The sequence below is a fragment of the Paraburkholderia sp. EG287B genome (genome assembly GCF_040965595.1).
Classification (GTDB): Bacteria; Pseudomonadota; Gammaproteobacteria; order Burkholderiales; family Burkholderiaceae; genus Paraburkholderia.
The window spans coordinates 136,946-157,610 of sequence record NZ_JBFRCG010000014.1 but is presented as its reverse complement, the minus strand read 5'-3'; the positions used below and the strand labels follow the sequence as shown (position 1 = coordinate 157,610).

The window sequence follows — 20,665 nt, the reverse complement described above, 5'->3', positions numbered from 1 at the left end:
CCGTCGTTCAGTTTCAGGTCCATGCCAGCCTCTACCGTGTTCATCCGCATCAAGCCGCTTCGAGCGCCCACAGCACGTGCTCGCGCACGACCGCCGACTCGTCGTGCTCGCGCTCGCGCAACGCCTGCACGATCGCGGCGCGCGCGGCGTTGCGAGCCTCATCCGCACCTTCACGCGTGGCGCGCAGCGCATTGCCCATCGCCACCGCGATATTGCGCGACCAGCTCTCGTAGCCGATGCGCCGTATTGCGCTGCCCTGCATGCGCTCGTCGAACTGCGCCGCGCTCCAGCCGAACAGGTCGACGAGACTCGCGCGATCGAGCCCATGACGCACGTCGAAATCCGCGACGGGCGCGGCCTTCGCGAACTTGTTCCAGGGGCAGACGAGCTGGCAGTCGTCGCAGCCATACACACGATTGCCGATCAGCTCGCGCAGTTCCAGGGGAATACTGCCCTTGAGTTCGATCGTGAGATAGGAGATGCAGCGGCGCGCATCCACGCGATACGGGCCGGTGATCGCCCCCGTCGGACACGCGTCGATGCAGCGCGTGCAGCTGCCGCAATGTGCGCCCGGCGTTTCGGGCGCGGCGCTGGCCGGCTCGTCGGCGTCAGTGGGCAGCGGCACGTCCACGTAGATCTCGCCGAGGAAGAAGAGCGAGCCCGCGTCGCGCTGCAGGAGCAGCGTGTGCTTGCCGCGCCAGCCCACGCCTGCCTTCTGCGCAAGCTCGACTTCGAGCACCGGCGCGGAGTCGGTGAACACGCGAAAGCCGAACCGGCCGATCTCGGCCTCGATACGCTCGGCAAGCTGCTGCAGCCGCGCGCGCAAGACCTTGTGATAGTCGCGGCCGCGCGCGTAAATCGACACGACGGCGGCATGCGGGTCGGCGAGACGCGCGTGCTCGCGCAGACGCCAGTCGGCGTGAACGCTCTCGTGGGCAACGTCCGTGCCAACGTCGGTGCCAGCGCGCTCACCGCGATCTGGGCTGCCTTGCGAAGCACTTTCGTGCGTCTTTCCCGCTGCATTCGGCGCGAGCGTATCAATGGGCAAATAGGCCATGCGTGCGGTAATCACGCGTCGCGTGCCGGCCACAAGCTCGGCGGGCCGCGCGCGTTTCATCCCATGTTTGGCCATATAATCCATCTCGCCGTGGCAGCCCGCTTCGAGCCACGCGGCGAGGCCCGCCTCGGCATGGGAAAGGTCGGTGTCACTGATACCGATCGCACCGAACCCCAGCTCGCGCCCCCACGTCCGGATGCGCGCCGCGAGCGCGGCGAGCGCCGCCTCATCGAGCCGCGTGGCCTGCTCGACGGACGGCGCAGACGAATCGCGCGGCGCGTTAGCTCGAGCCTGCGCTCGAGCACCCGCATGTGCGGACGTTGGGTCGAGCGCCTCCGAAGACGCGCGCGCATCCTGCGCGGGGTTGGAAGGGGAATGCGTGGGGTTCATTACGTCATTTTACGAGAATGCCCGACACGCCCGGTCACGACCACGCGCCGCTTTCGCTTGATCCATCCGCCGCCGTTCTCCTCGAGCGCCGTTTCGATCTCGCAGACGCCGACGCCACCGACGCCTTCGGCGCACGCTTTGCGCACGCGCTCGATTCGCTGCGCGAAAATGTTGCACAAAAGAGCGCGCAGCATCACGATGCACTGCCTTTTCACGGCCTGCACGTGCAGCTGCACGGCGACCTCGGCGCGGGCAAGACCTCGCTCGTGCGCGCCACGTTGCGCGCGCTCGGCCATACGGGCCGCGTGCGCAGCCCTACCTACACGCTCGTCGAACCGTACGCGGTTACAACGCCCTGTGGGGAACTCCAGCTTTATCACTTCGATCTGTACCGTTTCAGCGATCCGGCCGAATGGGCCGACTCGGGCTTTCGCGAATATTTCGCGCAAGATGCGGTATGCCTCGTCGAATGGCCGCAACGCGCGGGCGGCCTGCTTGGCATACCCGATCTCGTGTTCTCGCTGGAGCCGGATGCAAGCGGCGAAGGCCGCGTGCTCACCGCATACGCATACAGCGCATCAGGAAAGGCATGTCTAGAAAGATGTTAATCAAACCGTTCCGCTCGATCGAATCGGCCGCCACCGCCACGCACAACTGGCGTCGCCGGCAGATTCTGAAGGCGGGCGCCTCCACGCTCGTGCTCGGTCTTGCCGTGCCGCGCCTCGCGTGGGCCACTTCGGTCGTCGGCGTGCGGGTGTGGCCCGCGCGCGACTACACCCGCGTCACCATCGAATCGGACCAGCCGCTGCAGAACACCCAGCAATTGCTGCAGGGCCCCGATCGTCTCGTCGTCGATCTCACCGGACTCGATCTCGACGACGCGCTGAAGAACCTCGTCTCCAAGATCACGCCGAACGACCCGCAGATCCAGGCCGTGCGCGTGGGCCAGTACCAGCCGCACGTGGTGCGCATGGTGTTCGACCTCAAGGGCGGTGTGAAGCCCCAGGTGTTCACGCTCGCCCCGATCGGCTCGTACAAGTACCGGCTCGTGTTCGACCTCTATCCGGCGGTTGCGCCCGACCCGCTCATGGACCTGCTCGCGCAAACCGAGCACAAGCAGCAGCAGCTCGACGCGCACGAAGCGATGAAGGACAGTTCGCCGCCTTCTACGCCGCCCACGCTCGCGGGTCCGAACACGCCGCCCGCGCACGACAACAGCGACGCGTTCTTCGAGCGCTACGCGCAGAACGACGCGGGCGCCGCGCCGGGCACGCCGCGTCCGGCGCCCCCCGTGGTTGCGCCGCGTGCGCCGAAGCCTGCCGCGCCGAAGCCGCCCGTCGTCGCCCAGCGCAACAACGATGACGACAGCGCCAGCGCCGACGACAACTATGGCTTCACCACGCCGAAGTCCACCAGCGGCGGCACCACGCGCCTGCTGACGGTCGCGATCGATCCCGGCCACGGCGGCGAGGACCCGGGCGCGATCGGCAGCGCGGGCACCTACGAGAAGCACGTCGCGCTCGACATCGCGAAGAAGCTGCGCGCGAAGATCGACGCCCAGCCCAACATGCGCGCGATGATGACGCGCGACGCCGACTTCTTCGTGCCGCTGAACGTGCGCGTGCAGAAGGCGCGCCGCGTGGGCGCAGACCTGTTCGTCTCGATTCACGCCGATGCGTTCACCACGCCCGAGGCGCGCGGCTCGTCGGTGTTCGCGCTTTCCGAGCACGGCGCGACCAGCGCCGCGGCGCGCTGGATGGCGAACAAGGAGAACTCGTCGGACCAGATCGGCGGCATCAGCGTGCAGACGGCCGACGCCGCCGTGAACCGCGCGCTCTTCGACATGTCGACCACGGCGCAGATCCGCGACTCGCTGCGTTATGGCGGCTTCGTGCTCAACGAGGTCGGCGAGATCAACAAGCTGCACAAGGGCTCGGTCGAGCAGGCGGGCTTTGCGGTGCTCAAGGCACCCGACATTCCGTCGATCCTCGTGGAGACGGCCTTCATCAGCAATCCCGAGGAAGAGACCCGGCTCAACGACGACGCCTATCGCGAGAAGATGGCCAACGCGATTCTCAAGGGCATCAAGCGCTATTTCGCGGCCAATCCGCCGCTTGCGAAGAGCCGCATGACCTGAGCGCCACGTAAGGCATCCAGCGCCTTCAGGACCGCCGCGCAAGCCTTCGGGCTCGCGCGGCGTTTTGCATTCGGAGCAGGATAATTACGAGCGCACGGCCCCGCGGCGCTGTTTGACCCAGCCCCCGAACACGTTGACGGCGAGGCCGCCCATCACGAGCACGGCGCCGCCGATCTCGGTCGCGCTCAACTGTTCGCCGAGCAGCAGCGACGCCGAGGCGAGCCCGACGATCGGCACCAGCAGCGAGAACGGCGCCACCTGGCTGGCGGGATACTTCGAGAGCAGACGGCTCCAGAGGCTATAGCCGATGAGCGTCGCCACGAACGCGAGATAGACGATCGCGCCCACGGAAGTCATGCCGATGCCCGAGAGCGCGGCCATCATGTGCTGCGGACCTTCCATCCAGTACGAGAGCGCGAGAAACGGCAACGGCGGCACGAGGCTCGCCCACACCACGAGGCCGACGAGATCCACCTTGCCTACCTTCTTCGTGACGATATTGCCGAGCGCCCACATGCAGGCCGCACACAGCGTGAGCACGAAACCGGCGATGGTCATGCCTTGCGGATTGTTACCCGCAGCACCGCTGATCGACTGCACGCCGATCAGCGCGAGACCGCCCGCGGCGATCAGCAGGCCGATGACGTTCTGCGCGTGAAAGCGCTCACGCAGAAACACCGCCGCAAAGCCGAGCGTGAAGAACGCCTGCGCCTGCAGCACGACCGAAGCGAGGCCCGCGGGCATGCCCACGTACATGGCCGTGAAGAGGAACGCGAACTGGCCGAGCGAGATGGTCGCGCCGTAGGCCAGCAGCCAGCGCAGCGGCAATTGCGGGCGCTTCACGAACAGCACCGCGGGAAACGCCGCCAGCATGAAGCGCAGCGCGCCGAGCAGGAGCGGCGGCACGCCATGCAGCCCCACCTTGATCACGACGAAATTCACGCCCCACGCGAGCACCACCACCAGCGCGAGCAACAAGTCCTTCGGCGACATCCCCTTTCTCCCCTTTTTTGCGTCATACCTGTTCTTCGAAGCGGCGATCTTACCGCCTCGCGCCGCGGCTCGCCGTGCCGCCCACGCCGGGCCGTTGCCTTGGCCGCACGCCGGGAAAGCCGGCGTTAGAATGAGCGCCAGCCTCGCGCACGGCGTGCCCGCGCGCCGGTTTCGACGATAACCCGCGCCGTACGACTCATCCAGGAAGCATCATGTCCTCATCGATCAAAGCGGTTCTCAAGCCTCATCAACGCGACATCGGCAATCTCTATGTGCGGCGCGTGCTGCCCGCGCTCGCCGCCCGCCTCGTCGGCCCGTTCATCTTCTTCGACCACATGGGCCCCGCCACGCTCGCCCCGGGCTCGGGCGTGGACGTGCGTCCGCACCCGCATATCGGGCTCGCGACGGTCACCTATCTCTTCGACGGCGCGCTGATGCATCGCGACAGCATCGGTTCCAGCCAGAAGATCGTGCCCGGCGACGTGAACTGGATGACGGCCGGGCGCGGCATCGTCCACTCCGAGCGCACGCCCGACGAGGACCGCGCCACCGGCCTCACCATGCACGGCATCCAGACCTGGGTGGCGCTGCCGCTCGATCACGAGGATGCGGAGCCGTCGTTCTTCCATCACGCCGCCGCCACGCTGCCCGAAATCGAGCGCAACGGCGTCACCATGCGCGTGATCGCGGGCACGGCGTTCGGCGCCACCTCGCCGGTCGAGACCTTTTCCGCCACGCTCTACGTCGCCGCAGATTTTGCGCCGGGCAGCGCGTTCGCGCTCGACACGGAGCACGAAGAGCGCGGCGTCTATCTCGTGGAAGGCGACCTCGCGATCGACGGCACACCGCTCGAACAGCACACCATGGCCGTGCTGGTGCCGGGCGAAACCGCCACGCTCTCGAGCACGAACGGGGCACGCGTGATGCTGCTCGGCGGGGAAAAACTCGAAGGCGAGCGCTTCATCGAATGGAACTTCGTGGCCAGCTCGCGCGAGAAGATCGAGGCCGCGAAGGAGGCCTGGACGCGCCAGGAAATGGGGCATGTTCCCGGCGAAACGGAATGGATTCCGCTGCCGGAAAAGAAGCCGCGCTAAAGGCTCGCTAAAGGCTCACTACCGGCTCGCCGCTTTCCGCGGGATGATTGAAACCTGGGCGTTTCGTCCCCAACTAGCGACATAACGGTTATCTCAACGAGGACGCAATGGACACCACTCTCGCCACTTTCGAAAAAGACGTGATCGAGGCGTCGGCGCTCGCGCCGGTGCTGGTCGACTTCTGGGCGCCCTGGTGCGGCCCTTGCAAGAGCCTCGGCCCGATGCTCGAAAAGCTCGAGGCCGACTATGCGGGCAAATGGAAGCTCGTGAAGGTGAACGTCGACGAGAACCAGGAGCTCGCCGCGCACTTCGGCGTGCGCAGCATTCCCCACGTCGTGGCGTTCGCGGACCGTCAGGCGGTCGATCAGTTCGTGGGCGTGCTGCCCGAAGGCCAGTTGCGCCAGTTCCTCGACGGCCTGATCCCCGACGGCGCGGACGCCGCGCGCCAGGCCGCGCAGGAAGCGCTGGCCGAAGGCCGCCGCGACGAAGCCTATGAGGCGCTGCAGGCCGCGCTCGCGTTCGATCCGGGCAACGACGAAGTGCGCATGGACCTGATCGAGATGCTGCTCGCCGACAACCGCGCCGACGACGCGCAGAAGGAAGTCGAGCTGCTCTCGCCGAAGACCACGCAGGGCATCGATGCGCGCTTCAACGCGCTCAAGACCCGTCTCGACGCGCTCGACGCTGCCGCCGACCTGCCGCCCACCGACGCGCTCGAAGCCCAGGTCGCCGCCAACCCCGGCGACCTCGAAGCACGCTTCGATCTGGCGAACGCGCTGATCGCGCGCCGCAAGTACGCGGGCGCGCTCGAGCATCTGCTGGAGATCGTGAAGCGCGACCGCGCCTTCCGCGACGATGTGGGCCGCAAGACCATGCTTTCCGTGTTCGATCTCGCGGCGCATCAGCCGCAGCTCGTGAGCGAGTGGCGGCGCAAGCTCAGTGCAACGCTGAACTGATATCGAACGGCCGAGGACGCCGCGTGCGTCCTCGCCGTGCGTTCAGTTGGCTACGCCTGCTGAACCCGACCGTACTGGTCGTCGAAGCGCACGATGTCGTCTTCGCCGAGATAACAGCCCGACTGCACCTCGATGATCTCGAGCGCCGTCTTGCCCGGATTCTCGAGCCGGTGCGTCATGCCGAGCGGGATATAGGTCGATTCGTTTTCGGAAAGCAGGAGCACCTCGTCGCCACGCGTGACGCGCGCCGTGCCGCGCACCACGGTCCAGTGCTCCGCGCGATGGTGATGCATCTGCAACGAAAGCCGGCCACCCGGCTTTACGACGATGCGCTTGACCTGAAAGCGCTCGCCCTGATCGACCGAGTCGTACCAGCCCCACGGGCGCTCCACGCGCCGGTGCTGCCGTGCCACCTCACTGTGCTGCGCCTTGAGCCTCGTGACCACCGCCTTGACGTCCTGAACGCGCTCCTTCGCGACGACGAGCACGGCGTCCGCAGTCTCCACCACCACCATGCCCCGCACGCCCACGCAGGCAACGAGCCGGCCGTCCGAATGCACGAAGGTATCCGTCGCATCCTCGAACAGCACGCGCCCGCGCGCGACGTTGCCCTTCTCGTCCTTCTCCGAGACCTGCCACAGGGCATCCCAAGCCCCGACGTCCGACCAGCCCGAACGAAGCGGTACGACCACACCCGCGAGCCGCGCGTTCACGCCGACCGACTCCATCACCGCGTAGTCGATCGAATCGGACGGACAGGCGGCGAGCGCATCGCGGTTCAAGTGGACGGTGCCGTCAGCGTCGACGGCGGCATTTTCGAAGGCCGCCGCGCACTGCGCCGCGATGAGCGGCCGGCTGTGCGCGATCGCCGAGAGCCAGACCGATGCGCGCACAACGAAAATCCCGCTGTTCCAAAGATAGTTCCCCGAAGCAACATAGCTTGCAGCGCGCTCGGCATCGGGCTTCTCCACAAACTGCTCGATGCTGCGCGCGCCGCTGCGGCCAAGCGGCAAACCCGCGCCGATGTAGCCGTAGCCCGTTTCGGCACGCTGCGGCGGCACGCCAAGTGTGACGATGGCGCCGCGCGCCGCGTGCGCCACGGCTTCTTCGAGCGCAGCAGCAAACGCGGCGCCATCGGCGATCAGATGGTCCGCGGGCATGGCAACGAGCACCGGATCGCCATCGCCGATTGCGGCAAGCGCCACCGCCGTCAGCGCGGGCGCCGTGTTGCGCGCGAGCGGTTCAAGCACGAAGCGAGCGGCCATGCCGCTGCGGCCAAGACGGTCGGCGGTCAGATGGCGCAAGTCCTCGCTGCTCACGACGAATGGCGCAGCCTTGCGAACCGCTCGGTGCGCTTCTGGCAGCGAGGCGCCGGCGTGCTGAAACACGCCATCGAGGCGCCGTACAGTCGCCTCGAGCAGCGACTCGCCATCGAGCAGATCGATCAGCTGCTTGGGACAGTGTTCGCGCGAAAGCGGCCATAGCCGCGTGCCGGAACCACCCGCCAGCACAACGGGCTGAACGACGAGTTCGGCGTCACCTTCGCTGATCGCGGCTATCAGGCCGGCAGATGTCACATCGTTGTTCATTCGCGTCACTCCCCCCGAAGTCATGCACCGAGTCTCGTTATTGATTGGCGTACCGGTGACATTTGAACAAGACGTATCGCGCGAATCTGTACGCGCAGCCACATTGAACGCACGGCGCGCCAGGAAATTTGGCCTTGCGGCGCAGGCCTCGTCATCGCGCGGTCATCGTTATGTGCGGCAGCGCACGAAGCGCGAAGTTGGCCGCGCAAGGTGATGTTTCACATCCGAACGTTTTTGCGACAGTGTCGGCAGCCCCCCAACAGAAGCGAATCAAAACCGCAGCGCACCAAAGGCAGCCGCACAACGCGTTCAAGGCGATGGCCCGACGATGTTTCAGCGAGGACTCATTTCCGCGCATCCGTCTGATGAGCGAAAGTAGCTATATAAATCAAGGCGTTGGCGGCATCAAACTCTAGCGACTTCGCAAACGGCGCCGCGCTGGCGCTGTACAAAACTGAAACAATAATGCGACTTTGCGTCGCCCCGGAAACAGCTCGCGCAGCGCCGAGCCGCAAGCGTTCTCGCTTTTGCGGCTGCTGGCACAGCCCCTGCTAAGTAGAGTTCGCCACACAAGCGTAAATGCCGACAAACGAGATCGCAAAACGCTAATGGGGCTTATGGGGCCGGCGCAACGAACGTATAGCCGAACGGGTAACGGCGACAACAAAAAATTCGGCAGCCGGAAGCAGAAAAAACAGGAGGCGGCATACGCCGCTTTACGCGAGGACCGATCATGTTGACCCTTCAATCCGATCTGCACGGCAATCATCTGCTGGGCGCACTTCCGTCAACCGAGTGGCAGGCGTTGGCGCCGCATCTCGAACTCGTTCAACTGCGCACTGAACAGTTGCTCTGCGATTGCGGCCAGCGTATTCATCACGTGTACTTTCCGACGACCGCCGTCATCTCGATGCTCACGACAATGGAAGACGGCAGTTCCGTCGAAATTGCCGCAGTGGGCCGGGAAGGCATGACCGGCGTGCCTGTGCTGACCGGTGGCGAAACGATGCCTAACCGTGTGCAGGTGCAAAGTTCGGGCTTCGCGTACCGCATCAGCGCACAGGCGCTCAAGCAGCAGTTTGCGCGCTCGGACCTCCTGCGTCGCGTTACGCTGCTTTACATGCACGCACTGCTCACGCAGATCGCGCAGACGGCCGCCTGCAACCGCCACCACTCGCTGAGCAAGCAGCTGTGCCGGTGGCTGCTGATCGAAGTGGATCGCGTCGACTCCAACGATCTGAGCGTGACGCAGCAACTGATCGCCGACATGCTCGGCGTGCGCCGCGAAGGCGTCACGGAAGCCGCCGGCAAGCTGCATGACGAAGGTCTGATCCATCACAGCCGCGGCAAGATCCGCGTACTCGACCGCAAACGCCTCGAAGCGCGCGCATGCGAGTGCTACGGTCTCGTGCGCCGCGAGTTCGATCGCCTGCTGCCGCGCCTGCACGAAGCGGAAGCGGTCGAATAAGGCGACCGACGCACGGTTCGCTCGATTTCCAGCGCGATACGAAAGCGTGCCTTGTCAGGCACGCTTTCTTGCGTTCGCAGCGCTCGGCTTCAACGCCCGCTGGCTTGATGCGCCAACGCGCGCAGCACATACGAAGCCGCCGCGAAACCAAAGCTCGCCGTCACGCACACGCTCGAACCAAAGCCCGCGCAGTTCAGCCCCACCGGACCGTGATGCCCCGGCGACGTGGTGACATGCTCGGCCTCGGCGTCGATATCGCACACAGCGGATTCGGGATAGATCAGCGGCTCGTCCGAATACACCGCGCTCACCTTGAATTTGGCCTTCGGCCCGCGCGGAAAGCCGTGCTGCTTGCGCAACTGGCCGCGCACCTTGGAGAGCAGCGGGTCCTGGATCGTGAGCGCGAGGTCGTCGATGCGAATCCGCGTAGGGTCGAGCTGCCCGCCCGCGCCACCCACCGTGATGAGCGGCACGCGATGCTCCACGCACCAGGCGATCAGCGCGGTCTTGGTGCGCACGCTGTCGATGGCGTCGATCACGTAGTCGAAGCCGCCGCCCAGCAACGCATCGAAGTTCGACGGCTCGACGAAATCCTCGACGAGGTGCACATCGCAGGCCGGGTCGATGAGCTTGATGCGCTCGGCCATGGCCTCGACCTTGGGCTTGCCGTAGTTGCCGTCGAGCGCGTGGATCTGGCGGTTGGTGTTGCTCTCGGCCACGTTGTCGAGGTCGATCAGCGTGAGCTTGCCGATCGCGCTGCGCGCGAGCGCCTCGGCGGCCCACGAGCCCACGCCGCCAATGCCGATCACGGCGACGTGGGCGCGCTCGAACGCGTCGAGCGCGGGTGCGCCATAAAGCCGCGCGATTCCGCCGAATCGGCGGGCGCGGTCGGCAACATCGTCGGCAGGGCTCGGGGTAAGATCGACGGAGCCGGCGGCAGGGGAAATCGGGGTACTGGACATGACGGTAGGCAATCGTAAGCGGACCGGTCGCATACTGCCGTCGCGGTCCTCACAAGACCCGTATTTTGCCTGAACGCGCCGAACGAGGCCGGGCGCCCCAAGTCGGGCGCCCCAAGTTTGCCCGCCGGTTCGATATACTAGTCCGCATTGAAGCGTCTGCCTAAAAGATGACCTCCCTCGCCGATCTCCGCAAGACCTACTCGCTCGGCTCGCTCGACGCCGCCGACGTCGATCCCGATCCGATCCGCCAGTTCCAGACCTGGTTCGCCCAGGCGCTCGACGCGAAGCTGCCCGAGCCCAACGCCATGACGGTCGCCACGGTCGACGCACAAGGCCGCCCCGCCGCGCGCATCCTGCTCATCAAGGGCGTGGACGAGCGCGGCTTCGTGTTCTTCACGAACTACGAGAGCCGCAAGGGCCGCGAGCTGAGCGCGAATCCGAATGCGGCGCTGCTCTTTCACTGGATCGAGCTGGAGCGTCAGGTCCGCATCGAGGGCAAGGTCGAACTCACAAGCGCCGAGGAAAGCGACGCCTACTTCAACTCGCGCCCGCTCGGCTCGCGCATTGGCGCGTGGGCCTCGGAGCAAAGCACGGTGATCGCGAACCGCGAGACGCTCGAAGCCCGCGAGCGCGAAATCGCCGCGCAGTATGGCGAAACGCCGCCGCGCCCGCCGCACTGGGGCGGCTACCGGCTCGTGCCGGAGGCCATCGAGTTCTGGCAGGGCCGCCCGTCGCGCCTGCACGACCGTATCCGCTACACGCGTGAGAGCGCGAATGCGGCCTGGCGCATCGAGCGTCTCGCGCCCTGAGCGCATGCGCGCGGCATAACGCACGTTACCGCACTTGCGCCGCGCCCAGCGGGTTTTCGTCTCACCGCTTTCGTTGTCTGTCGTTGAGTACCTCGCTGTTGCCGTAACGCTGTTGCCAAAAAACCTGCATCGCAATTCGCTTTTGTCATTGGGCTTCAATCGTTCATCTGACACGGAGAGAAACGCATGTTCTGGGAGAAAAAACTCGCACAGTGGGCAGAAGAAGTGCGCAGCAAAGCCGACTTGCCCGCCCGCCTCGTGCTCTGGAGCGGCCAGCAATACGACTTCGGCCACTTCGCCGCGCCTCGGGTCACGCTCAAGGTCAACAGCGCGTCGGCGCTGCCGCTCCTGCTCACGCCGAGCCTCGACAATCTCGGCGAGGCCTACGTGAAGGGCAAGATCGACATCGAAGGCAAGCTCGCCGACATCATCAACATCAGCTATTCGCTCGCGCGCAACACCGTCACGAGCGCCAGCAAGCTCGCGCGCGTGCGCCGCTATTTCACGCATTCGAAGTCCACGGACAGGCAGGCCATCCAGTACCACTACGACGTCTCGAACGCGTTCTACCAGCTCTGGCTCGACGAGAACATGGTCTATTCGTGCGCGTACTTCGAAAACGGCGACGAAGACCTCGCCACCGCCCAGCTCAAGAAAATCGACCATATCCTCACGAAGATCCAGGTGAAGGAAGGTCACACATTGCTCGACATCGGCTGCGGCTGGGGCGCGCTCGTGCTGCGCGCGGCGCAGAAGTTCGGCGCGCGCTGCGTGGGCGTGACGCTCTCGCAGAACCAGTTCGATCTCGCCACTGCACGCGTGAAGGCGGCGGGCCTCGAAGACCGCATCGAGATCCGCCTGCAGGACTATCGCGACATACAAGGCCAGTTCGACCGCATCACGAGCGTGGGGATGTTCGAGCACGTCGGGCGCAAGAATCTGCCCGGCTATTTCCGCAAGGTGCACGACCTGCTCGCCGACGACGGCGTCGCCATGAATCACGGCATCACCTCGTCGGACGCCGAATCGGGCGAAACGGCGCTGGGCGGCGGCGAGTTCATCGACCGCTACGTGTTCCCCGACGGCGAGCTGCCGCACATCGGCCTCGCGCTCCAGGCGGCGCAGCACGGCGGCCTCGAAGCGGTTGACGTGGAAAGCCTGCGCCGTCACTATGCGCACACGCTCGATTTGTGGGCGGAGAATTTCGAGGCGCGTGCCGAGGAAGCGAAACGGCTCGTCGACGACGAGAAGTTCCGCATCTGGCGCGTTTATCTGGCGGGTTGCGCGTACGCGTTCGAGCACGACGACGTGTCGATCTTCCAGATCGTCTGCCGCAAGGCCGGCCGCAGCGCCACAACGCTGCCGTGGTCGCGCCGGTATATGTACGAGAAGCCGCTCTGACGCAGGCGGCGGCGCGGTTCGCCGCGCCGCCAGCGAGTCGACTGTTTGCGCAGTTGCGCCCGGCCCAGGCGGCTTCGCCCCACGACCGCCATCACGACGCCATTGCGCGACGCCACTGCATGAACGAACGCGACGACGGCCACGACCTGTTTGGCGATAGCACACGCGGGCCTGCCAACGACTCCGGCCCGGATGCGGCCCGCCCCGCCGCGCACCAGTCCACCCGACCGGCTGCGCGCCGCAACGCGCCGAAAACCGAAGCCCGCGTCGAGCCGCAGCCTGATTTGTTCGGCTTCGCGGCGCCGGCGAGCACACCTGCGACGAAGCCCGCCACCCAGCGCCCTGTCCGCGCCAAGCGCGACGACGACACGGAAATCGAAGCGCGCGAAGACGGCGAGCCGCGCGCAAAACCGCCAAAACCCGCGCCCAACCCCGGCGCCCCGAAGCGCCGCGGCCGCGGCGTGCTGCCCGCCGTAGCCACGCAAGACACGCTCGACGTCGCCGCGGCGCTGCCCTCGGGCGTGCGCCTTGGCACCTCGTCGTGGTCGTTTCCGGGCTGGCGCGGCATCGTCTACGGCGAGGACTACAGCCAGTCGAAGCTCGCCCGCGACGGCCTCTCGGCCTACGGCGCGCATCCGCTGCTGCGCTCGGTGAGCATCGACCGCTCGTTCTACGCGCCGCTCACCGTCACCGATTACCTGCGCTACGCGCAGCAGGTGCCGGACCACTTCCGCTTCATCGTGAAGGCGCCGGCGCTCGTCACCGACGCCAGTGTGCGCGGCGAGCGTGGCGAGCCCGTTTCCGCGAACCCGTGCTTTCTCAACGCGGAGCTGGCCGCGCGCGAATTCGTCGAGCCGTGCCTTGCGGGCCTCGGCAGCAAGGCCGGCGCGCTCGTGTTCCAGTTCCCGCCGCTGCCCGATCAGCTGCTGGCCGACCCGGCGGCATTCGTCGAGCGGCTGACCGCCTTCCTCGCCGCGCTGCCGCCGCTGCCCCAACCGCCCGACCCCGCCGCGGCCGGCGACGGCCCCTGCTACGCCGTCGAGATCCGCGACGCGATCCTGCTCACGCCGCGCTTCGTACGCACGCTGCGCGCCGCGGGCGTGCGCTACTGCGTCGGCCTGCACGCGCGCATGCCGGACCCGCTGCGCCAGGCCGCCGCGCTCGCGCTGATGGACGGCGAAGCCCCGGCCGGCCCGCTGATCGTGCGCTGGAGCCTGCATAGCGGCTTCAAGTACGAGCAGGCGAAGGCGCGCTACGAGCCGTTCGACAAGCTGGTGGACGAAGACCCGCATACGCGCGTCACGCTCGCGGAACTGGCCGCGCGCTACGCGATGGCAGGCCAGCCGGTGCTGATCACGACCAACAACAAGGCGGAGGGATCGGCGCCGCTCACCTGCGCGAAGCTCGCGCGGGCAATTGCGGACGAGATGGAGCGCTTGCGCGGGGAAATGGCGCTGGACGCCGCGCGCGACGCGACGCCGGGCGAAACGCCGCCCGGCGCGCAAGCAGAAGAGGAAAAGGAAGACTGAGGCGCGAAACGGCATCGAAACCGGGCATCGAAACCGGGTACCGAAACCCGACATCGAAACCGCCCGCGCGCCTCCTGGCGCTTATTCGGCCTTGAGCCGGTGCGCGAACTTCTGGCGGAACTTCGCGACCTTCGGCGCCACCACGAACGAGCAATAGCCCTGGTTCGGGTGCTGCGCGAAGTAGTTCTGGTGATACGCCTCGGCGGGGAAGTAGTTGCCGTCGAGCGGCAGCACCTGGGTGACGATCTTGCCGTCGTACACGCCTTCTGCGGCCAGCTCGCGAATCGCCTGCTCCGCCGTCTCGCGCTGCGCCTCGGAGTGCGTGAAGATCGCCGAGCGGTACTGCGTGCCCACGTCGTTCCCCTGACGGTTCAGCTGCGTGGGATCGTGAATCGCGAAGAAGATGTCGAGAATCTCACGATACGTGATCTTCGCGGGATCGAACTCCACCTTCACGACCTCGGCGTGGCCGGTGTCGCCGTCGCAGACCTGCTCGTAGCTCGGGTTCGCCACGTGGCCGCCCGCGTAGCCCGACTCCACCGCGTTCACGCCCTCAACGCGCAGGTACACCGCCTCCAGGCACCAGAAGCATCCGCCGCCCAGGGTGGCCGTTTCGACTATCTGACTCATGCTGTTCGCTCCTTTGATCGTGACTGCGGACGCCATCGCGGACCTCACTGCGGACACCACTGCGCGGTGCCTCGCGCGACCCGCCATCCGCCGCTTCCGCTAAAATTGTGACAATTCGCCGATTTTCCACATGACGTTGATCCCGATTTCCGCTCCCGCCGCCGTGCGCGCGGCCCGTGAAGGCCTGCACCGATGACCCGCCGCGCCAGCCCGCCCAACTTCGACGACGGCGCATTCCGCCGCGCGCTTGGCCAGTTCGCCACCGGCGTGACCGTGATCACGACGCGCGCGCCCGACGGCACGCTCATCGGCATCACGGCCAGCTCGTTCAACTCGGTCTCGCTCAATCCGCCGCTCGTGCTGTGGAGCCTCGCCACGCGCTCGGCGTCCATGCCCGTGTTCCGCTCGAACAGCCATTATGTGATCAATGTGCTCGCCGCGTCGCAGCTCGACCTGTGCAAGCGCTTTGCGACCGTGAAGGGCGACCGTTTCGAAGGCGTCTCGCACGCGGCCGGCGACACCGGCATGCCCGTCCTGGACGGCGCGATCGCGTGGTTCGAGTGCCACAACCGCAGCCGCTACGACGAAGGCGACCACGTGATTTTCGTCGGGGAAGTGGAACGCTGCGGCGTGCGCGAGGACGGCACCGACGCTTCGCCGCTCGTCTTCCACGGCGGCGCGTTCCACCAGCTCCAGTCGCTCTGACACGGCGGGGCGCTCGCCCCGTCGTCCTCGTTTATGCCGGCGCGCTCTTCGGCTCGCGCTGCGCGATCAGGTCCACCGGCACGCCCACTTCCACCTTGAGCGTCGTGAGCACGATGTTCGAGCGGATGTCCATCACGCCCGGCGCCTTGTACAGCTTGTTGAGCACGAAGTCCGAGTAGTGCTTGAGGTTGTGCGCGAGCACGCGCAGCAGGTAGTGCGTCTCGCCCGTCACGACGTACGCCCCCACCACCTCCGGCCAGTCGCGCAGCGCCGTGACGAAGCGCTCGTGCCAGCTCTCCTGGTCGTTGCGCATCGACACCTGCACGAACGCCTCCATCTCGAAGCCGAGAATCTCCCGGTTCAAGCTCGCGCGGTAGCGCTCGACCACCCCCTGCTCCTCGAGCAGCCGCAAACGGCGCAGGCACGCCGATGGCGAAAGCGAAATACGCTCCGCCAGATCGAGATTGCTGATCCGCCCCTCGTTCTGCAGCACGGCGAGAATACGGCAATCGGTAGCATCAAGCGAGATTGCGTTCATATTTGGTCTCCATTCCCGTCTTAAGACAAATTATGTGCCAACAACCGAAGTTTGCGGCGTTTTTTTCGCAAGCACATTTCGCGCAGGGTTGCCTATCATTCGAAGCATCAGGAGACGAGACAACTTTGAGATGAGACAGATCAAAGACATTTCCCCGCCGATTCACCCCGCAACGCCCGTCTGGCCCGGCGATACGCCCGTTGGCGTCGAGCGCGTGTGGCGCATGGAGGCGGGCTCGCCGGTCAACGTCGCGCGCGTGACGCTGTCGCCGCACACCGGCGCGCACACCGACGCTCCGCTGCACTACGACGCCCAAGGCGCGCCGATCGGCGAGGTGCCGCTCGACACGTATATCGGCGCGTGCCGCGTGATTCATTGCGTGGGCGCCGCGCCGCTCGTGCTGCCCGAACACGTGGAAGGCGCGTTGCCCGGCATCCCGCCGCGCGTGCTGCTGCGCACCTACGCGCACGCGCCGCAGGACCGCTGGGACAGCAAGTTCTGCGCCGTCGCGCCGGCAACGATCGATCTGCTCGCCGCGCACGGCGTGCGTCTCATCGGCATCGACACGCCCTCGCTCGACCCGCAGGAATCGAAGACGATGGACGCGCATCACCGCATCCGCGCCCATGGCATGGCGATCCTCGAAGGCATCGTGCTCGACGACGTAGCGCCCGGCGACTACGAACTCATCGCCCTGCCGCTGAAGTTCGCGACGCTCGATGCGAGCCCCGTGCGCGCCGTGCTGCGCGAGTTGCCGCCTGCCGCCGCCAACTGAATCCCCTCAAATTAGCCAAACAACGATACGTAGACATGAACGACCGCAACGAAGCCCTGGCAGCCGATCGCGCAGATCCGCTCGCCGCCCTGCGCGAGCAATTCACGCTCGCGGCCGGCACCATCTATCTCGACGGCAACTCGCTCGGCGTGCCGCCTTCGGCGTCGGCGGCGCGCGCGCAGGCCGTGATCGGCGGCGAATGGGGCGAAGGCCTGATCCGCAGTTGGAACACGGCGGGCTGGTTCGCCATGCCCAAACGTCTGGGCAACAAGCTCGCGAAGCTGATCGGCGCGGCCGACGACGAAGTCGTCGTCACCGACACCATCTCGATCAACCTCTTCAAGGCGCTCTCCGCCGCGCTGCGCGTGCAGAACGCCCGCGACCCGGAGCGTCGCGTGATCGTTTCCGAGCGCTCGAACTTTCCGAGCGACCTGTATATCGCGCAAGGCCTCATCGAGCAGCTCGACCGCGGCTATGAACTGCGCCTCGTCGACGATCCCTCCGAGTTGCGTGCCGCGATCCGCGAAGACGTGGCCGTCGCGATGATCACGCACGTGAACTACCGCACGGGCGAGATGCACGACATGCGCGCGCTCACCGAGCATATTCACGCGCAGGGCGCGCTTGCGCTGTGGGATCTCGCGCATTCGGCAGGCGCTGTGCCCGTGGACCTGAACGGCGCGAACGCCGACTACGCCGTGGGCTGCACGTACAAGTACCTGAATGGCGGCCCCGGTTCGCCCGGTTTCGTGTGGGTGCCCAAGCGCCATCAGGATGCGTTCTCGCAGCCGCTTTCGGGGTGGTGGGGCCACAAGTCGCCGTTCGAGATGAACCCTGTCTATCGTCCGGACAACGGCATCGGCCGCTATCTGTGCGGCACGCAGCCGATCGTCTCGATGGCGCTCGTCGAATGCGGTCTCGACGTGTTCCTGCAAACCGACATGCAGGCGATCCGCCGCAAGTCGCTCGCGCTCACCGATCTCTTCATCGAACTGGTCGAGACGCGCTGCAAGGAATACGGCCTCACGCTCGTCACGCCGCGCGCTCACGCGGAGCGCGGCTCGCACGTGAGCTTCGAGCATCCGCACGGCTATGAGGTGATGCAGGCGTTGATCGCGCGCGGCGTGATCGGCGACTATCGCGAACCACGCGTGCTGCGCTTCGGCTTCACGCCACTGTATCTGCGCTACGTCGACGTGTGGGACGCCGTGGAGACGCTGCGCGACGTGCTCGCCACCAAGTCCTGGCGCAAGCCCGAATTCGCCGAGCGCGGCGCGGTGACCTGAGGAGCGGCAGATGAACGATCACATGCAAGTCCCGGGCATGCCCGACGCGGGTGAAACCGCGAGTGAGACCCAAGGCGCCGCACGTGGCGGCTGCCCGTTCGGACACGGCGCCGCCGCGCCCGCTCCCGCTGCCCAAGCGCCTGAGGCACAAGGCGAAGGCGAAGGCTGGCACGACGCGCAGCTCGACTTCTCGAAGTCGATGAGCTACGGCGACTACCTCGCGCTCGATGCCGTGCTGGGCGCGCAGCATCCGCTCTCGCCTGACCACAACGAGATGCTGTTCATCGTGCAGCATCAAACGAGCGAGCTGTGGATGAAGCTCGCGCTCTACGAACTGCGTGCGGCGCTCGCCAACGTGCACCGCGACGCGCTGCCGCCCGCGTTCAAGCAGCTCGCGCGCGTCTCGCGCATCATGGAGCAGCTCGTGCAGGCGTGGAGCGTCCTCTCGACGCTCACGCCCTCCGAGTACACGGCCATGCGGCCGTATCTGGGCGCGTCGTCAGGATTCCAGTCGTACCAATACCGGCAGATCGAGTTCCTGCTCGGCAACAAGAACGTGCAGATGCTCAAGCCGCACGAGCATCGAGGCGAGATTTTCGAGCAGGTGAAGGCGACGCTCGAAGCGCCCTCGTTCTACGACGAAGTCATTCGCCTGCTCGCGCGGCGCGGCTTTGCGATCGCGCCCGAGCGCCTGAACCGCGACTGGACCCTGCCGACCGAACACGACGCCACGGTCGAGGCGGCCTGGCTGGAGGTGTACCGCAATCCTTCGGAGTACTGGGATTTGTACGAGATGGCCGAAGAGCTCGTCGATCTCGAAGATGCGTTCCGTCAGTGGCGTTTCCGCCACGTGACGACGGTCGAGCGCATCATCGGCTTCAAGCAGGGCACGGGCGGCACGAGCGGCGCGCCGTATCTGCGCAAGATGCTCGATGTCGTGCTGTTTCCCGAGCTGTGGCACGTGCGCACGGTGCTGTAACGCCAGTCGCGGCGCCCAAAAGCAAAAATGCCCGCCAATCGATGGCGGGCATTTTTTGCGCGAGAACGCGTGAGGCTTAGACCACCACGGTCTGCGCTTCGCCTTCCTTGCTTGCGCGCACCACGCCGATCTTCCACACCTGCTCGCCCGCGGCGGCCAGCAGCGACGCAGCGGCGTCGGCTTGATCCGCCGCCACGACCACGGCCATGCCGATGCCGCAGTTGAACACGCGGTGCATTTCCGCATCGGCCACGCCGCCGTGCTTTTGCAGCCACGTGAAGAGCGGCGGCAGCGGCCATGCCGCGTGGTTCAGTTCGGCCGTGAGGCCTTCGCGCAGCACGCGCGGAATGTTCTCGACGAGGCCGCCGCCGGTGATGTGCGCCATGCCCTTCACCGTGATGGTTTCCATCAGCTTGAGCAGCGGCTTCACGTAGATGCGCGTGGGCGCCATCAGTGCGTCGGCGAGCGAGCGGCCGTCGAAGTCGGCGGCGAGGTCCGGCTGCGCGCGCTCGATGATCTTGCGCACGAGCGAAAAGCCGTTCGAGTGGATGCCGCTCGAGGCGAGACCGAGCACCACGTCGCCCGCGGCGATCGTGCTGCCGTCGATGATCTTGCTCTTTTCGACCGCGCCCACCGCGAAGCCGGCGAGATCGTATTCACCGTCGGGGTACATGCCCGGCATTTCGGCCGTTTCACCGCCGATCAGGGCGCAGCCCGACAGCTCGCAGCCTTGCGCGATGCCCTTCACGACCGTGGCCGCCGTATCGACGTCGAGCTTGCCGCAGGCGAAGTAGTCGAGGAAGAACAGCGGCTCGGCGCCCTGCACGAGGATGTCGTTCACGCTCATCGCGACGAGATCCTGGCCGACCGTGTCGTGTTTGTTCAGATGAAACGCGAGGCGCAGCTTGGTGCCCACGCCGTCGGTGCCCGAGACGAGCACGGGCTCCTTGTACTTCTTCGGCACTTCGAAAAGCGCGCCGAATCCGCCGATGCCGCCCATCACGCCTTCGCGCAGGGTCTTCTTCGCAAACGGCTTGATGCGATCGACGAGCGCGTCGCCCGCGACCATGTCGACGCCAGCGTCGGCGTAGGAGAGGCCTTGGTCCTGCGACTGTGCCTGATTAGCGGGGCCGGATTTCGGTTGATTCATGGGGAAGCGCCAGAAGGTCGGTAAAATGCGATTTTAACCGATTGACGGCGCCCCGCCGCCGCGGGTGGAGCGAGATTTGGAACGCGCCTCGCTTGGCGCCCCCACAACCGGAAACCGAGTTTTGCCGCACAACACACCGTATTACGCACCGTACCAGCGTCGGGCCGTTATCTGGACCGGGATCGCGCTCGCCCTCGGCATCGTGCTGCGGCGGCCG

19 protein-coding genes are annotated in these 20,665 nt (G+C 66.3%); 12 read left to right on the top strand and 7 right to left on the bottom strand.

What is annotated here, in order from left to right:
- Positions 1-49: 49 nt before the first annotated feature.
- Positions 50-1,447, bottom strand: coding sequence for a tRNA epoxyqueuosine(34) reductase QueG (queG, locus tag AB4Y40_RS26100; RefSeq protein WP_368690265.1), 1,398 nt, complete (start codon positions 1,445-1,447; stop codon positions 50-52).
- Between the two features lie 17 nt (positions 1,448-1,464).
- Here queG and tsaE point away from each other — a divergent pair, with 17 nt between their 5' ends.
- Together tsaE and AB4Y40_RS26090 are read left to right on the top strand one after the other, a co-directional pair.
- Positions 1,465-2,055: a tRNA (adenosine(37)-N6)-threonylcarbamoyltransferase complex ATPase subunit type 1 TsaE gene (tsaE, locus tag AB4Y40_RS26095; protein WP_368690264.1), complete on the top strand. Its 591-nt coding sequence runs from the start codon at positions 1,465-1,467 to the stop codon at positions 2,053-2,055.
- The gene (locus tag AB4Y40_RS26090; RefSeq protein ID WP_368690263.1) at positions 2,037-3,584 is read left to right on the top strand and encodes an N-acetylmuramoyl-L-alanine amidase; all 1,548 of its coding nucleotides are present in this window, start codon (positions 2,037-2,039) and stop codon (positions 3,582-3,584) included. The genes tsaE and AB4Y40_RS26090 overlap by 19 nt, the downstream gene beginning before the upstream one ends.
- Positions 3,585-3,668: 84 nt before the next feature.
- Here the strand turns inward: AB4Y40_RS26090 and AB4Y40_RS26085 are convergent, their stop codons facing one another.
- Positions 3,669-4,577 carry an EamA family transporter gene (locus tag AB4Y40_RS26085; protein WP_368690262.1) on the bottom strand — a complete coding sequence of 303 codons (909 nt, stop codon included), beginning with the start codon at positions 4,575-4,577 and terminating at the stop codon, positions 3,669-3,671.
- Positions 4,578-4,789: 212 nt separating this feature from the next.
- Here AB4Y40_RS26085 and AB4Y40_RS26080 point away from each other — a divergent pair, with 212 nt between their 5' ends.
- Positions 4,790-5,671 carry a pirin family protein gene (locus AB4Y40_RS26080; RefSeq protein ID WP_368690261.1) on the top strand — a complete coding sequence of 294 codons (882 nt, stop codon included), beginning with the start codon at positions 4,790-4,792 and terminating at the stop codon, positions 5,669-5,671.
- Between the two features lie 107 nt (positions 5,672-5,778).
- On the top strand, positions 5,779-6,627 hold the full coding sequence (gene trxA / locus AB4Y40_RS26075) for a thioredoxin (protein WP_368690260.1): 849 nt from the start codon (positions 5,779-5,781) through the stop codon (positions 6,625-6,627).
- 50 nt (positions 6,628-6,677) lie between these two features.
- Here trxA and AB4Y40_RS26070 read toward each other — a convergent pair whose 3' ends face one another.
- Entirely contained in the window at positions 6,678-8,216 is a 1,539-nt protein-coding gene (locus AB4Y40_RS26070; RefSeq protein WP_368690259.1) for a mannose-1-phosphate guanylyltransferase/mannose-6-phosphate isomerase, read from the bottom strand.
- A gap of 733 nt (positions 8,217-8,949) precedes the next feature.
- Between AB4Y40_RS26070 and AB4Y40_RS26065 the strand changes: the two genes are divergently transcribed.
- Complete coding sequence (locus tag AB4Y40_RS26065) at positions 8,950-9,684, top strand: Crp/Fnr family transcriptional regulator (protein ID WP_368690258.1); 735 nt, start codon at positions 8,950-8,952, stop codon at positions 9,682-9,684.
- An 89-nt stretch (positions 9,685-9,773) separates the two neighbouring features.
- On the opposite strand, the gene tcdA is transcribed toward AB4Y40_RS26065, so the two are convergent.
- Entirely contained in the window at positions 9,774-10,646 is an 873-nt protein-coding gene (gene tcdA / locus AB4Y40_RS26060; protein ID WP_368690257.1) for a tRNA cyclic N6-threonylcarbamoyladenosine(37) synthase TcdA, read from the bottom strand.
- Positions 10,647-10,813: 167 nt separating this feature from the next.
- Between tcdA and pdxH the strand changes: the two genes are divergently transcribed.
- From pdxH to AB4Y40_RS26045, 3 genes are all read left to right on the top strand, one after another.
- Positions 10,814-11,455, top strand: coding sequence for a pyridoxamine 5'-phosphate oxidase (gene pdxH / locus AB4Y40_RS26055; RefSeq protein WP_368690256.1), 642 nt, complete (start codon positions 10,814-10,816; stop codon positions 11,453-11,455).
- Between the two features lie 186 nt (positions 11,456-11,641).
- Positions 11,642-12,856 carry a class I SAM-dependent methyltransferase gene (locus tag AB4Y40_RS26050; RefSeq protein WP_368690255.1) on the top strand — a complete coding sequence of 405 codons (1,215 nt, stop codon included), beginning with the start codon at positions 11,642-11,644 and terminating at the stop codon, positions 12,854-12,856.
- Between the two features lie 119 nt (positions 12,857-12,975).
- Positions 12,976-14,385 carry a DUF72 domain-containing protein gene (locus AB4Y40_RS26045; protein WP_368690254.1) on the top strand — a complete coding sequence of 470 codons (1,410 nt, stop codon included), beginning with the start codon at positions 12,976-12,978 and terminating at the stop codon, positions 14,383-14,385.
- A gap of 81 nt (positions 14,386-14,466) precedes the next feature.
- Here the strand turns inward: AB4Y40_RS26045 and msrA are convergent, their stop codons facing one another.
- Positions 14,467-15,015 carry a peptide-methionine (S)-S-oxide reductase MsrA gene (gene msrA / locus AB4Y40_RS26040; RefSeq protein ID WP_368690253.1) on the bottom strand — a complete coding sequence of 183 codons (549 nt, stop codon included), beginning with the start codon at positions 15,013-15,015 and terminating at the stop codon, positions 14,467-14,469.
- 192 nt (positions 15,016-15,207) lie between these two features.
- On the opposite strand from msrA, the gene AB4Y40_RS26035 reads away from it, so the two are divergent.
- Complete coding sequence (locus AB4Y40_RS26035) at positions 15,208-15,720, top strand: flavin reductase family protein (RefSeq protein ID WP_069267771.1); 513 nt, start codon at positions 15,208-15,210, stop codon at positions 15,718-15,720.
- 31 nt (positions 15,721-15,751) lie between these two features.
- Here AB4Y40_RS26035 and AB4Y40_RS26030 read toward each other — a convergent pair whose 3' ends face one another.
- Positions 15,752-16,258 (bottom strand): Lrp/AsnC family transcriptional regulator, encoded by a 507-nt coding sequence (locus AB4Y40_RS26030; RefSeq protein ID WP_028202039.1) that lies wholly within the window; start codon positions 16,256-16,258, stop codon positions 15,752-15,754.
- Positions 16,259-16,388: 130 nt separating this feature from the next.
- Between AB4Y40_RS26030 and kynB the strand changes: the two genes are divergently transcribed.
- From kynB to kynA, 3 genes are read left to right on the top strand one after another with little or no spacing between them, the layout of a single operon-like run.
- A complete protein-coding gene (gene kynB / locus AB4Y40_RS26025; protein WP_368690252.1) occupies positions 16,389-17,033 on the top strand; it encodes an arylformamidase in 645 nt (214 codons plus the stop codon).
- Positions 17,034-17,068: 35 nt separating this feature from the next.
- Positions 17,069-18,319, top strand: coding sequence for a kynureninase (gene kynU, locus AB4Y40_RS26020; RefSeq protein ID WP_368690251.1), 1,251 nt, complete (start codon positions 17,069-17,071; stop codon positions 18,317-18,319).
- A 10-nt stretch (positions 18,320-18,329) separates the two neighbouring features.
- Positions 18,330-19,298, top strand: a complete 969-nt coding sequence (gene kynA, locus AB4Y40_RS26015) for a tryptophan 2,3-dioxygenase (protein WP_368690250.1) — start codon at positions 18,330-18,332, stop codon at positions 19,296-19,298.
- A gap of 76 nt (positions 19,299-19,374) precedes the next feature.
- On the opposite strand, the gene purM is transcribed toward kynA, so the two are convergent.
- A complete protein-coding gene (gene purM / locus AB4Y40_RS26010; protein ID WP_368690249.1) occupies positions 19,375-20,448 on the bottom strand; it encodes a phosphoribosylformylglycinamidine cyclo-ligase in 1,074 nt (357 codons plus the stop codon).
- Positions 20,449-20,665: the final 217 nt, after the last annotated feature.

What these genes read in the sequence shown, in the direction of transcription:
- queG (WP_368690265.1), bottom strand. Translation starts at nt 1,447, where the DNA reads ATGAACCCCACGCATTCCCCTTCCAACCCCGCGCAGGATGCGCGCGCG.
- tsaE (WP_368690264.1), top strand. Translation starts at nt 1,465, where the DNA reads ATGCCCGACACGCCCGGTCACGACCACGCGCCGCTTTCGCTTGATCCA.
- AB4Y40_RS26090 (WP_368690263.1), top strand. Translation starts at nt 2,037, where the DNA reads ATGTCTAGAAAGATGTTAATCAAACCGTTCCGCTCGATCGAATCGGCC.
- AB4Y40_RS26085 (WP_368690262.1), bottom strand. Translation starts at nt 4,577, where the DNA reads ATGTCGCCGAAGGACTTGTTGCTCGCGCTGGTGGTGGTGCTCGCGTGG.
- AB4Y40_RS26080 (WP_368690261.1), top strand. Translation starts at nt 4,790, where the DNA reads ATGTCCTCATCGATCAAAGCGGTTCTCAAGCCTCATCAACGCGACATC.
- trxA (WP_368690260.1), top strand. Translation starts at nt 5,779, where the DNA reads ATGGACACCACTCTCGCCACTTTCGAAAAAGACGTGATCGAGGCGTCG.
- AB4Y40_RS26070 (WP_368690259.1), bottom strand. Translation starts at nt 8,216, where the DNA reads ATGAACAACGATGTGACATCTGCCGGCCTGATAGCCGCGATCAGCGAA.
- AB4Y40_RS26065 (WP_368690258.1), top strand. Translation starts at nt 8,950, where the DNA reads ATGTTGACCCTTCAATCCGATCTGCACGGCAATCATCTGCTGGGCGCA.
- tcdA (WP_368690257.1), bottom strand. Translation starts at nt 10,646, where the DNA reads ATGTCCAGTACCCCGATTTCCCCTGCCGCCGGCTCCGTCGATCTTACC.
- pdxH (WP_368690256.1), top strand. Translation starts at nt 10,814, where the DNA reads ATGACCTCCCTCGCCGATCTCCGCAAGACCTACTCGCTCGGCTCGCTC.
- AB4Y40_RS26050 (WP_368690255.1), top strand. Translation starts at nt 11,642, where the DNA reads ATGTTCTGGGAGAAAAAACTCGCACAGTGGGCAGAAGAAGTGCGCAGC.
- AB4Y40_RS26045 (WP_368690254.1), top strand. Translation starts at nt 12,976, where the DNA reads ATGAACGAACGCGACGACGGCCACGACCTGTTTGGCGATAGCACACGC.
- msrA (WP_368690253.1), bottom strand. Translation starts at nt 15,015, where the DNA reads ATGAGTCAGATAGTCGAAACGGCCACCCTGGGCGGCGGATGCTTCTGG.
- AB4Y40_RS26035 (WP_069267771.1), top strand. Translation starts at nt 15,208, where the DNA reads ATGACCCGCCGCGCCAGCCCGCCCAACTTCGACGACGGCGCATTCCGC.
- AB4Y40_RS26030 (WP_028202039.1), bottom strand. Translation starts at nt 16,258, where the DNA reads ATGAACGCAATCTCGCTTGATGCTACCGATTGCCGTATTCTCGCCGTG.
- kynB (WP_368690252.1), top strand. Translation starts at nt 16,389, where the DNA reads ATGAGACAGATCAAAGACATTTCCCCGCCGATTCACCCCGCAACGCCC.
- kynU (WP_368690251.1), top strand. Translation starts at nt 17,069, where the DNA reads ATGAACGACCGCAACGAAGCCCTGGCAGCCGATCGCGCAGATCCGCTC.
- kynA (WP_368690250.1), top strand. Translation starts at nt 18,330, where the DNA reads ATGAACGATCACATGCAAGTCCCGGGCATGCCCGACGCGGGTGAAACC.
- purM (WP_368690249.1), bottom strand. Translation starts at nt 20,448, where the DNA reads ATGAATCAACCGAAATCCGGCCCCGCTAATCAGGCACAGTCGCAGGAC.